8 protein-coding genes are annotated in these 12,271 nt (G+C 48.3%); 5 read left to right on the top strand and 3 right to left on the bottom strand.

What is annotated here, in order from left to right; all coding sequences use genetic code 11:
* Positions 1 to 1,362: 1,362 nt before the first annotated feature.
* From AC3WTP_RS13675 to AC3WTP_RS13665, 3 genes are all read left to right on the top strand, one after another.
* The gene (locus AC3WTP_RS13675; RefSeq protein ID WP_492395176.1) at positions 1,363 to 1,803 is read left to right on the top strand and encodes a MarR family winged helix-turn-helix transcriptional regulator; all 441 of its coding nucleotides are present in this window, start codon (positions 1,363 to 1,365) and stop codon (positions 1,801 to 1,803) included.
* A 4-nt stretch (positions 1,804 to 1,807) separates the two neighbouring features.
* Positions 1,808 to 3,448 carry an MDR family MFS transporter gene (locus AC3WTP_RS13670; RefSeq protein ID WP_492395175.1) on the top strand — a complete coding sequence of 547 codons (1,641 nt, stop codon included), beginning with the start codon at positions 1,808 to 1,810 and terminating at the stop codon, positions 3,446 to 3,448.
* Between the two features lie 180 nt (positions 3,449 to 3,628).
* Positions 3,629 to 4,468, top strand: a complete 840-nt coding sequence (locus AC3WTP_RS13665; RefSeq protein ID WP_492395174.1) for an amidohydrolase family protein — start codon at positions 3,629 to 3,631, stop codon at positions 4,466 to 4,468.
* A 75-nt stretch (positions 4,469 to 4,543) separates the two neighbouring features.
* Here the strand turns inward: AC3WTP_RS13665 and AC3WTP_RS13660 are convergent, their stop codons facing one another.
* Both AC3WTP_RS13660 and AC3WTP_RS13655 read right to left on the bottom strand, forming a co-directional pair.
* Positions 4,544 to 6,007 (bottom strand): catalase, encoded by a 1,464-nt coding sequence (locus AC3WTP_RS13660; RefSeq protein WP_492395173.1) that lies wholly within the window; start codon positions 6,005 to 6,007, stop codon positions 4,544 to 4,546.
* Between the two features lie 205 nt (positions 6,008 to 6,212).
* Positions 6,213 to 8,180: an alpha/beta fold hydrolase gene (locus tag AC3WTP_RS13655; RefSeq protein WP_492395172.1), complete on the bottom strand. Its 1,968-nt coding sequence runs from the start codon at positions 8,178 to 8,180 to the stop codon at positions 6,213 to 6,215.
* A gap of 324 nt (positions 8,181 to 8,504) precedes the next feature.
* On the opposite strand from AC3WTP_RS13655, the gene AC3WTP_RS13650 reads away from it, so the two are divergent.
* Positions 8,505 to 10,154, top strand: a complete 1,650-nt coding sequence (locus AC3WTP_RS13650) for a formate--tetrahydrofolate ligase (protein WP_492395171.1) — start codon at positions 8,505 to 8,507, stop codon at positions 10,152 to 10,154.
* A gap of 187 nt (positions 10,155 to 10,341) precedes the next feature.
* A complete protein-coding gene (locus AC3WTP_RS13645) occupies positions 10,342 to 10,959 on the top strand; it encodes an acetate uptake transporter (RefSeq protein ID WP_492395170.1) in 618 nt (205 codons plus the stop codon).
* Between the two features lie 227 nt (positions 10,960 to 11,186).
* Here the strand turns inward: AC3WTP_RS13645 and AC3WTP_RS13640 are convergent, their stop codons facing one another.
* Positions 11,187 to 12,176 (bottom strand): glycoside hydrolase family 130 protein, encoded by a 990-nt coding sequence (locus tag AC3WTP_RS13640; RefSeq protein ID WP_492395169.1) that lies wholly within the window; start codon positions 12,174 to 12,176, stop codon positions 11,187 to 11,189.
* Positions 12,177 to 12,271 lie beyond the last annotated feature (95 nt).

Genomic DNA, 12,271 nt, shown 5'->3' with positions numbered 1-12,271 from the left:
TATCTCCGAATGGAGGTACGGGTTTTTTGCGTGAGTGAGCCCTCGTTATGTTGGAGTTCATTCGCTTAGTGGTGACAATCGGGTACTATCCCGCTTGATCAGGAAATGGAAGCTTGGGGCGTAAGTGATAGTGACATAGTAGGGTGTAAATGAACTGTATGTTCATCGATCGGAACTTCCTATCTTCGGAGCATCTGAGTATTATCCCATTCGATCAGGTGAAGAAAAAGGATTCCTATTGTCTGAGTGTTTGGGTACTATCCCAATTAATCAGGAGGGTGGGGCCAAGGTTTGATTGATAGTGAACAGGGCAGGTCAGGTAAGAAGGGGTGACCATAGAGCAAGGATTCCTCTTGAGAGAGCGTTCGTGTACTATCCCAATCCATCAGGAAAATGGGGTATAGAGGGTGTGATAGAAAGTGAACCGAGAAGGTTGGGCAAGTAGAGGTGACCATAGAGCAAGGATCTCTCTTGAGAGAGCGTTTGGGTACTATCCCAATCCATCAGGAAAATGGGGTATAGAGGGTGTGATAGAAAGCGAACCGAGAAGGTTGGGCAAGTAGAGGTGACCATAGAGCAAGGGTCTCTATTGAGAGGCCGTTCGGGTACTATTCCAATCCATCAGGAAAATGGGTATAGAGGGTGTGATAGAAAGTGAACCGAACAGTTTGGGCAAGGAGGGGTGACCATAGAGCAAGGATCTCTATATTGAGAGAGCATTCGGGTACTATCCCAATTAGTCAGGGGAGTAATAATCTTTTCTGAGCAAAGGGGATAGTACCCGAATGGAGTGTAGAAAGGACATAGGGCAGGGGGATAGCAAAACGGATAAGTGGATCGGGTATGTCTAGTGAAGTGCTGGATGATTGATCGTGCTATCAATGAAAGTTTCTAGGAAAAAAGCGTGATGTACAGTTTCTGAGCAAAGGGGATAGTGCCCGAATGGAGTGTAGAAGGGACATAAGGTAGGGGGATAGCAAAACAAATAAGCGGATCGAGTATGTCTAGTGAAGTGCTGGATGATTGGTCGTGCTACCAATGAAAGATTCTAAGAAAAAAGCGTGATGTACAGTTTCTGAGCAAAGGGGATCGAGTATGCCTATACAGGCTCGATAAGCTGAGGTTTCATGATCTCTACCGCCTATTGGGCTCCAGTTCGTCATCCGTTTCGCATATGTGTCACGAATTTGTTCCGATGAAAGATTGGATATAGGGGTGTCCTGATGAATGAGAATGGCGACAGAACGTATGGTCCACAGTTAGAAAAAAATGAAAAAAATACTTGATATTTTTTCATTACGGCCATATTATTTAGAATTAAATTATTCAATATTAAATTAATAAAGCAGGGAGAATTGTTGAATGGCTGAGAACGATCAGATGGTTGAACTTCCCCTCCTGTTCAAGAAGCTAATCAAGAAGATGACACAGGAATGGAAAAGGCGCATACCTGAGGACTTGTCTATGTCGCAGCACCGCATGCTGTATGAGCTTAGTCAACGAGGACCGATGAAGGCTATTGAGATGGCGGAAATATTGACGGTCACTGCGGGAGCTATTACAGGCATGACGGATAAGTTGGTTGAGTATGGTTGGGTTGAGCGGAATCGCAGTGAAGAGGACCGTAGAATTGTTCGACTGCAATTGACGACAGAAGGCGAGAGGTTAATTGACTCGTTAAAAGTACGGCAAAGAGAGACGATGTTAGCGTTTCTAGATTTTTTGCCGCCGGAAGATATCGCGCATTTGCAGCGGATATTCACACGTATGCTGGATGAGATTGAAAATACGAAGGGGGAATAGCTGATTGGAGCATTTATCTCATAAACGGAAAGTATCGATCATGCTGGCGATTATTGCAGCTATGTTCTTCTCTGCGATTAACCAGACGATCGTAGGTACGGCGTTACCTCGTATTAGTGCAATTTTGAACGGAATGGATCATTATACTTGGGTGATTACGATCTATATGCTGACTTCTACCATTGCCACTGTTCTGGTAGGGAAGTTATCCGATATATATGGGCGCAAACCGTTTATATTGACGGGTATTGTATTTTTTGTTATAGGTGCGTTCTTGACAGGTTTCTCGAAGGATATATTTCAATTAATCACTTACCGAGGCATCCAAGGTGTTGGTGCCGGTATTATTATGTCCTCTGCCTTTATGGCTGTAGGGGATCTGTTCGCACCTCGTGAACGGGGCAAATGGACTGGAGTTATGATGTCTGTATTTGGTGTATCAAGCGTGATCGGGCCTGCACTTGGCGGCTTAATTGTAGATAATATGCCGTGGCAGTGGGTATTCTGGATCTTCCTGCCGCTTGGAATTGTAGCATTCGTGATGATAATGACGATGTTTCCGAAGACCGAACGACGCGCATCGGAGTCAATTGACTACTTGGGTGCGTTATTCTTAACGTTGACTATTGTTCCACTGCTGCTTGGTTTCTCATGGGCAGGTACAATATATGCTTGGGGATCTCCAGAAATTATCTGGATGTTCACGGCTGCGCTCGTATTTATGATTATATTTGTGATGGTGGAATTGCGAGTGAAGAGCCCTATTCTTCCCATGTATCTCTTCCGCAACGATATTGTTACACTATCGAATTTGATTGGTTTCATCATGAATGCGGGAATGATGGGCGCCTTAATCTACCTGCCGTTCTTCGTTCAAGGCGTTGAAGGTATCGCGCCAACTTACTCGGGGTATGTTACGATGCCGATGTCGATCAGTATGGTGATTATCAGTTCCTTAGTTGGGCGCTGGATTACGAAGACAGGGAAATACAAGCGTTACGCGCTATGGGGAATGCCATTTATGATCGGTGGTATGATCATCATGGCTTTTATGAACAGCGTATGGGTAGCTGTTCTTAGTATGATTGTATTTGGAGTAGGTATGGGATTCGGAATGCCTGTATTCTCGATCACCGTACAAAATGCAGTAAATCCTCGGGATCTCGGTGTAGCAACAGCTTCATCGCAATTGTTCCGCAACTTGGGCAGTACGATTGGGATTGCGGTTATGGGTACGATCATGTCTACCAAATTAGCTGGCAATATTAAAGAAGCGATGGCATCTGCACCTAAGGTGGATATGACGAAGCTGGATCCTGCGGTAGCAAAGAATCTAGCAGTGCTTCAGAATCCGCAAGCGCTGCTGGATCAGCCAAAGCTCGAGGAGATACAGGCTGCACTTCCAGATGAAGTACAATCACTCTTCACGCAAATGCTAGATATGCTTCGTGACGCATTAAGCTCTTCCCTGACAACTGTATTCTTGTCAGGATCTGCGCTGCTGGTGATTGCAGCCGTTCTGACCTTCTTCTTGCGTGAGATTCCGCTGCGAACCTCCAACAGCCTGTATCCAAAAGAAGGACTGCAGCAAGGCGATCAGCCTGCTCAAGCTTCAACAGGTGCTGCAGTTTTGGATAAAGCTTAATCATTAGTAATAAATAGACTGGATAGGCTGGCGTCATAGTTCATCGTGAGATGCGCCAGTCTATTTTAATGGTGGTTTCCATATTATTATTCAAGATATTCGTTTTCTCACTGTAATCTTGCATCTGGTTTATATACAATAACGATATAATCTGATAACGCTTGCAAGGAGGAAGTTAATATGAGAGTGGATGCTCATCAGCATTATTGGAAGCTTGAACGTGGTGATTATGGTTGGTTGACCCCGGATATGAAGAAGTTATATCGTGATTATGAACCTAAAGATCTGCTTCCAAGCCTAAAGCAGCAATACATAGATAAGACGATTGTGGTTCAAGCGGCAGCGACGTTGGAAGAGACGGAATATATGCTGTCGTTGGCTGATCAGAATGAAACAATAGCAGGTGTAGTAGGATGGGTGGACTTGTCAGATACGAATTGGCGTCAGCATCTGGAGCAATTCCGCAAGCATTCGAAGTTTGTAGGCTTCCGCATTATGATTCAGGACATGCCGGACGCAAGCGTAGTACTAGAGCCTGCATATATAAAAGCTCTGCAAGAGATTGAAGCGGATGACCTGCCTGTGGATCTTCTGCTAAAGTCGGATCAATTGCATGTACTGACTGAACTGATGAAGCATGTTCCGCGTTTGCGCGGAGTTATTGATCATATAGCTAAGCCTCGGATCACGGAGGGAATTATAGAGCCGTGGGCTAGTCAAATGCAGGAGTTGGCGCAGTATCCGAATCTGTTCTGCAAACTGTCAGGGATGGTGACTGAGGCGGATCATGTTCAATGGAAGCAGGCAGACTTCGATGAATATATTAAGCTGTGCATTACTCATTTCGGTGTAGAACGAGTTATGTTCGGCAGCGATTGGCCTGTATGCCTCTTGGCGGCAGGATACGAAGATGTGGTGAATGTGCTGATGCGAGCGCTGCCAGCGGACTTTACACGTGAGGATCAGGATAAGCTGTTTGGAGCAAATGCATTGCGATTCTATAAGCTTGACTTGGAGTAGTTTAGCGAGCTTATAAAGATTGAAAGGCGCACACCATGGAATGGTATGCGCCTTTCTCTATTCAAGGAATGTTATTTATTGAGATGAGTGCTGCTTATAAGCGCTAATATCTACTCCGACTCCATCAGCTAAACGAGTTCCGAACGTGACATCAGCACGGAAGAAGTTGCAGATGGCGCGCATCTGTACTTCTGGTCGACATACCTTAAGATCGTTGACGATATTGAGCACTAAGCGATCTTGCTCTTCTGGAAGCAAGCTGCGATATCGCTCGCTAGCTTGTGTGAAATCGTCTGTCTTCTCGATCTTGCGGCGCATGGTTGTGCCGTGCAGGGGCATTTCACTCTCCGCGTACTGAGGCGCTTCCTTATAGCCAGGCACTTGGCTGTTAGGCTCATAATTCGCAGGAGACGGATTCTGATTAACCTGCATCGCACCGTCACGCTGATTGTTGCGAACGCCTGCGAAAGGACAATTCACGGGGATCTGCAGATAGTTCGCGCCTAATCGGTAACGTTGAGTATCCGGATAGGAGAACAGTCGGCCTTGAAGCAGCTTATCCTCGGAAGGCTCAATGCCTGGCACGAGCACGCTAGGTGAGAAGGCAGCCTGCTCGACTTCCGCAAAGAAATTCGTCGGGTTCTGATTCAGCGTCATGCGGCCAACCGGCATAAGCGGGAATTGGTCCTCCGGCCATACCTTGGTCGCATCGAGAGGGTCGAATGCCAGCGCGTCACCGTCTGGTTCCATGATCTGTACATTCAATTCCCATTCGGGGAAATTGCCCGCATCGATAGCTTCACGCAGATCGCGGGTAGCATGGTTAAAGTCCTGACCGCCGACTTCAGCAGCCTGCTCAGCAGTCAAGCTGCGGATACCCTGCTGCGACTTCCAGGTGTATTTGATATAGCGTACTCGCCCTTCGACATTCACCCATTTGAAGGCATGAACGCTAAAGCCGTCCATCTCGCGATAGTTGGCCGGGATGCCTCGGTCTGAGAACACCCATGACATCATGTGTGTTGATTCAGGTGTTAAGGACATGAAATCCCAGTAATGATCAGGTGTCTGGATATTGGTATGCGGTGCTGGCTTCAAGGAGTGAACCATGTCAGGGAACTTTATTGCATCGCGTATAAAGAATACAGGCAGGTTGTTTCCAACGAGGTCATAGTTGCCCTCCGTTGTATAGAACTTAACTGCGAATCCGCGAGGATCACGCAATGTTTCTGGTGATGTGCCGCCATGAATAACGGTCGAGAAGCGTACAAACACTTTCGTTTCAGCTTCTGGATCCTGCAAGAATGCCGCCTTGGTGTACTCTGCCATGCTCTTATAAGGCTTGAAGACGCCATAAGCGCCTGCACCGCGCGCATGCACGACGCGCTCAGGGATACGCTCGCGGTCGAAATGTGCCAACTTCTCTAGCAGATGATAGTCTTCAAGCAATACGGGACCGCGCTGACCTGCGGTCTTGGAGCTTTGGTTGTCTGATACTGGCGCACCTTGATTCGTCGTTAAGTGTTGCTGTTCATTCATAGACTAGCCTCCTGTACATCGTTATTGAGAATGTTTATCAATAAGGTGATATTACTCTAACACAAAAATAATTACTTATCAATAATAATTATAAATAAATATAAGTTATAAATTACGAAATATATTAACGGGATAAGATATTAATTTGACTAATAAAAACGAACTGAGGAGGGCAGCTTCGGTTCGATCTGAAGAGATGCTTAGGTTATGTATATTCCTTGATATGCCTATGTAGTCGAGATTGAATCCAAATAGCTGCATCGATCGGATGGGTGATTGGCAAATAGTGATCGAACGGGACTCTAGTAATATGATGCGGCAATATTTCGGCGGGAAGCTTGAATGTATCGTCGTGTTGACCCCACAATATGGAGATTCGCTCAGCATAAGCGTTGAAGTTGATCTGAAACTGAAAGGTCTGTTTATCGGATAACAACGCAAGTGACTTCGCAGTTGCATATCTAACCCGCGGCGAGCGGAGTTCCTCGATGATCATGGATATGAGATCGTGTGGTATATGATGGTACTGTCTGTTACCCTCCATCAAAGGCAGGGATTTCATAATAAAAAAGGGTGCCATCCAGCGTAGAAGCAATCGGGTAAGGCATTCGTATTTATATAAACGAGGGACAGGACTTAATATGGGATGCAGGAGAAGTAGATGTTCGATTAATTCAGGAGCACGCTCGAATACTTTATGGGCTATTAATCCGCCGAAGGAGTGTCCTGCAAGCACCACTGGCCGATCTGAAGATTGCAGTGCTTCGATAACGGACAAGTGAATTCCTTCCATATAATCCTCATGGTCGCAGCTTGGCGAACGCCCGTAGCCTGGAAGGTCCAGAAACCACATCGGGATGTTCTTCAAGAAGTGAGCAATCGGCAGCAGCATATCAGATGAACTGAAATTGCCATGTATAAATACAAGGGTCGGCATTGAAGAGTCGCCAGCAATCTCCCATGTTGCCAGTCTGCCTCGTTGCCCGCGAATTATCGGTAGATCGGAACGGAGATAACCGGGTAGATAGCGATGAAGCGGAGTGGGCTTCTCTATTTGACCTTGAGCGAGTTGAATATCATTCGGTGGACCGAGTGCGCTATCGAGTGATATTTTCGGAATACGGATGGTTATACCCGACATATGCGAGATTCGGTAATCGACATCCGCTATGACAGATGAAAGCAGCTCTTCGGTGTGGAGAACGGGCAATTGGTGACGTTCTCTAAGCTTGACGGTGGCGCTGGTGTCTGGAAGCGCGGCCGCATGCGGTGAGGGCTTATCGGGCGGTGATGCGAGGAACCGCCCGATAAGCCGCTGCGGCACCGAGCGCAGCGGTGCCGCGACCCGCAGCTCGCGCGCTATGCGCTGCGCGAGCTGCTTCGCTTGCAGCTGCTGACCCATAGGGTCCAGCAGCGGGTACGTGTCGGAGCGCGGGTCAGCTTCGCTTACCAGCGCTCCGACATAGGCTGCCACCGTATCCACGGATACGAGGGGCAGCCACTCTGTGCCGCGGCGGCCGGCAGGCATGTTGCCGGCACAGCCGCGGCGCGCCGCGCTCACGAACAGCCCGAAGCTGCTCAGCTGTTCGTGAGCGCCAGTCCGGGCGTCGCCAATAACGACGCCCGGACTCACCACAGACAGCGGCACGCCGAGCTGATCGCTCGCTTGCCGCAGGTTCGCTTCCGCGCGCAGCTTCGCGCGTTCGTAGTGCTTTATGGGGCGGGCTTCTTCGCCAACGCTCAGAGGCCCGCCCATATAGATAACATGTCGCAGCGAGTTAGACTCGCACATCGCCGACATGAACTGACACACATGGCGAGTGCCGTGCACCAGAATACGATCTGCCTCTTTCTCGCTCATGTCCAGATCCATTGGTCCTCCCGCATGGATGAGGACCGACGCAGTAAGAGCAAGCTCACGATGATCCGCGGATAAGCCCAGATTGGGAAGATCCAAGTCGCCGATGAGTGGAATAATACGATCGAAGGGCGTATTGCCGCGCTCATTGCTGTGCTGCAGGCTCGACCGATCCATTTGCGTCAGCACTTCTATAAGACGAGATTCCGAACGTGTAACAGCTAGGATTCGGCAATCGTGTAAATGAGCTAGGAGGTGCTTCATAATATATCTTCCGATAAAGCCGGTGGCCCCAATGATTAGCACAGTCTGCATAGTGAATCTCCTTTTCGGCAGAATATGTCATATAGTGTATATTCTTCTACGCAGTAATATGTCGGAAGTTGTGACATCATACAATAATTATGGAAAATATAGACTGTTATGAATCGTTCGGACTTCGAATAAGGAGCGATTCGGCGTCAATATTGGTTTAGGTTATTGGAGTTCAGCGAGTGATATTGGTGGCAGTCTACAGTTTGATTAGAGTGGTATGCTAATTGTGACGGGGAGAAGAATATGAAATATTTAACAATATTCTGTCAATTGCGTGTTAAAGCTATTTCCATAGTATAATATCAGCAAATCATAGAACAGCAGGTGAAGATGAATATGCAACCGATAGCTAAAATTGCAGAACAGTTGGACATTGTACCGGATGAACTAGAACAGTACGGCAAATATGCCGCCAAGCTTAGCGATGAATTGTGGGAACGAATTTGCATGAAGCAGGACGGGAAGCTTATTCTAGTTACAGCTATGAATCCAACGCCAGCAGGTGAAGGCAAGACGCTGACAACGATCGGTCTTACACAGGGCATGAACCGCATTGGGCACAAGACCGTCGCTGCGCTGCGTGAGCCGTCTCTTGGACCATGTATGGGAATGAAGGGTGGAGCAACAGGCAGCGGAGGGGCGCAGATCGTTCCTGCAGCGGATATTAACCTGCACTTCACTGGCGATATCCATGCGGTGACATCTGCTCATAACCTCGTTGCGGCTATGCTGGATAATCATATTTTCCATGGAAATGCACTTCGAATTGATCCGAATCGCATCTTATGGAAGCGCGCGGTGGACATGAATGATCGGGCGCTGCGCCGCACCGTTGTTGGCTTAGGCGACGGCAACGGCACAGTTCGTGAGGATGGCTCGATGATAACGACTGCATCTGAAGTCATGGCGGTGCTTGGTCTTGCAGATCATATGGCAGACCTGCGCTTGCGCCTTGGACGCATGCATCTCGCCTACTCTATTGAAGGTGAGCCTATAACGGTTGATGATCTGGGCGCGACGGATGCGATGTGTGTCCTGCTTCGCCACGCGATTAAGCCTAATCTCGTTCAAACGATCGAAGGAAACCCAGTGCTCGTACATGGCGGGCCTTTCGCCAATATTGCCCACGGTTGTTCCAGTGTGTTGGCAACGCGCTTTGGCTTGAAGCTCGCGGATTATGTTGTCACGGAAGCAGGCTTCGGCGCAGACCTGGGCGCCGAGAAATTCATGAACATCAAGTGCCGCCAGGCGGGGCTCTATCCTTCGGTCGTTGTCATTGTGGCGACAGTGAAGGCATTGAAGTACAATGGCGGAATTGCGAAGGATGCGCTGACCGAGGAGAATCGAGAGGCTTTGAAGGCTGGATTCGCTAACCTGGCGCGTCATATTGAGAATGTACGTAAATTCGGCGTGCCTGTTGTAGTAGCTGTAAACCGCTTTGCGACGGATACGGAAGCTGAACTGGAAGATGTGCTTCGCTACTGCCGCGAGCATGGGGCGGAGGCAGCATTGTCCGAAGCTTGGGCGAAAGGCGGAGCAGGGACAGAGGAGCTGGCGAACATAGTAGCTTCAATGGCGGAATACTCAAACGCTAAGCAAGAGTTCAAGCTGCTGTACGCTGATGACTTGCCGCTTAAGGAGAAGATTGAAACGATTGTTCGCGAGATCTATCGCGGGGCAGGCGTACGTTTCTCTCCGCGCGCAGAACGCGCGTTGAAGAGCATAGAGGCAGGTGCTGGCCGCTCACTGCCGATCTGCATGGCGAAGACTCCTTACTCTTTCTCGGATCAGCCTAAATTGCTGGGGGCTCCATCGGACTTTATGATGGAAGTGAGCGATGTGCGGTTGTCGAATGGAGCAGGCTTTGTCGTTGTAGAGACGGGCGCGGTGATGACGATGCCAGGATTGCCGAAGTTGCCGGCGGCGCTCCACATTCGATTGGATGAGGATGGTTCAGTGAGGGGATTATCCTAATACACATACATATTAAACATTTTGCATATCCGAGCTCTGGCCAGTGGTCAGGGCTTTTTTCTGTTCCTGTATAGCAGTATTCATGTGTATGAAAATACCAGTTGATGCTGCGGCTCCCAGTATAATAGAATAATGCCTGTTGTGGTCAGATAATGGAACTTATATATCAAAGGGGAGCAACAGACAGATGAAAATGGAACAACATAAGGTTCACATCGCAACAGCTGATCCAAGCGCGTTAGGATTGTTCGGTCTCGCCATGGTTACACTTGTCGCATCTTCACAGAAGCTAGGATGGACGGATGGAACGTCATTTGTGCTGCCGTGGGCTATCTTCCTAGGTGCGATCGCGCAATTATTTGCGTGTGTTCACGATGCAAAGAAGGGCAACACATTTGGTACAACGGCATTTGGCGGGTATGGATTATTCTGGTTGGGTGTCGGTATGTCTTGGATGATTCAGCATGGCGTATTCGGAGAGTCGATGGCCATGAGTGCTGATCCGAAGCAGCTAGGTCTCGCGTTTGCCGGATACTTGATCTTTACTTTGTTCATGACAATCGGTGCGATGGAGACACATAAAGTGTTATTTTTCATCTTCGTACTCATTGACATATTGTTCCTGGGTTTGACGATGGATTCTTTCGGAATTGCAGCGCACACGATGCATACTATTGCAGGAATAGCTGAATTCGGCGTCGCGTTGCTCAGCTTCTACGGCTCAGCGGCGTCTGTATTGAATCCGCATTTTGGTCGATTCTTTCTTCCAGTAGGCAAGCCGTTCGGCATATTTAAGAAGCAATAATTCTAATCATCTAATTCCAGTGCATTTTGCGCTGTCACACGAGCGTCTTCTGACGCTGCGGTCTTATACCGCGGCTTCGGGGGCGCTTTTTTTGATGGATGAAGCAGCACTACTTAGAAATTAAATATCCCTAGCCACGGGGCGACGCGGCTAGGGAAAATAGGGGGTTACAAAGAAAGTGTGAACCATATGCAATCATATGTGTTCATTACTTCTATTGCCGAAAGTTACTTTACGCGTGAGTTGTTCTTAACGAATTCAACGATCTCGTCCACGTAACCGAATGCAAGCGCAGTTACGGTATCAGCTGCACCGTAGTAGATTGCGATGCGGCCAGTTTCCGCGTCCACGAGGGATGCACAAGGGAATGCTACGTTTGGAACGTCGCCAACACACTCGTAAATAGTTGATGGTTGCAGCAAGTATGGCTCGCTGCGGTACAGCACTTTCCAAGGCTGTTCAAGATCAAGCAATGCTGCGCCGAAAGCATATACGAAGCCGTTGCAAGAGTTCAACACGCCGTGGTAGATCATGAGCCAGCCTTCGCTAGTTTCGATCGGAATCGGACCAGCGCCGACTTTCTTGGACTGCCATCCACCCAATGTTCCCATTACGTGACGGTGGCGGCCCCAGAATTCCATGTCAGGGCTCTCGCTGTAGAAGATATCTCCAAATGGTGTATGTCCTGTGTCAGACGGACGGCTAACCATTGCATAGTTGCCGTTAATCTTACGAGGGAACATAACGCCATTACGGTTGTAAGGCAAGAATGCATTTTCAAGCTGGTGGAACGTCTTGAAGTCATATGTGTAAGCTACACCGATCGTTGGACCGTGGTAAAGGTTACACCAAGTTACATAGAAACGATCTTCGATCCAAACGACGCGAGGATCGTAGCCTTCGATGAAGTTGCCGATCTCAGGATCGTTGCATTCAAATTTAAGAGGCTCTTCGTTAATATCCCATTTCAAGCCGTCTTTACTGAAGCCTACATGCAAACGCATGTAACGGTTGCGATCGTCGCAGCGGAATACGCCAGCGAAGCCGTCTTCAAAAGGCACAACAGCACTGTTGAAGATACTGTTGGAGTTAGGAAGCAGATCGCGTGGAATTACTGGGTTCTGGCTATAGCGCCACAGGACGTCGCGATGACCTTCAGGACGCTCTTCCCAAGGCATATTCGGTACGTTAGGGCCGATGATGTTAAGTTTGCTCATGAACATTCCCCTCGCTTTACATAAATAAGAGTAAAAATAAGTGCTGCAGCGCATCAATGTTTACAATTGTAAGATTGTGAGCTGCTTCAGCTTGT

It is taken from the genome of Paenibacillus sp. EB106-04-04-XG159 (assembly GCF_058791835.1).
Note: the sequence above shows the minus strand (reverse complement) of the source record. Positions and strands in the feature narration are given on the sequence as shown.

Coding starts and splice junctions, on each gene's coding strand:
- AC3WTP_RS13675 (WP_492395176.1), top strand. CDS start 1,363: ATGGCTGAGAACGATCAGATGGTTGAACTTCCCCTCCTGTTCAAGAAG.
- AC3WTP_RS13665 (WP_492395174.1), top strand. CDS start 3,629: ATGAGAGTGGATGCTCATCAGCATTATTGGAAGCTTGAACGTGGTGAT.
- AC3WTP_RS13660 (WP_492395173.1), bottom strand. CDS start 6,007: ATGAATGAACAGCAACACTTAACGACGAATCAAGGTGCGCCAGTATCA.
- AC3WTP_RS13655 (WP_492395172.1), bottom strand. CDS start 8,180: ATGCAGACTGTGCTAATCATTGGGGCCACCGGCTTTATCGGAAGATAT.
- AC3WTP_RS13645 (WP_492395170.1), top strand. CDS start 10,342: ATGAAAATGGAACAACATAAGGTTCACATCGCAACAGCTGATCCAAGC.
- AC3WTP_RS13640 (WP_492395169.1), bottom strand. CDS start 12,176: ATGAGCAAACTTAACATCATCGGCCCTAACGTACCGAATATGCCTTGG.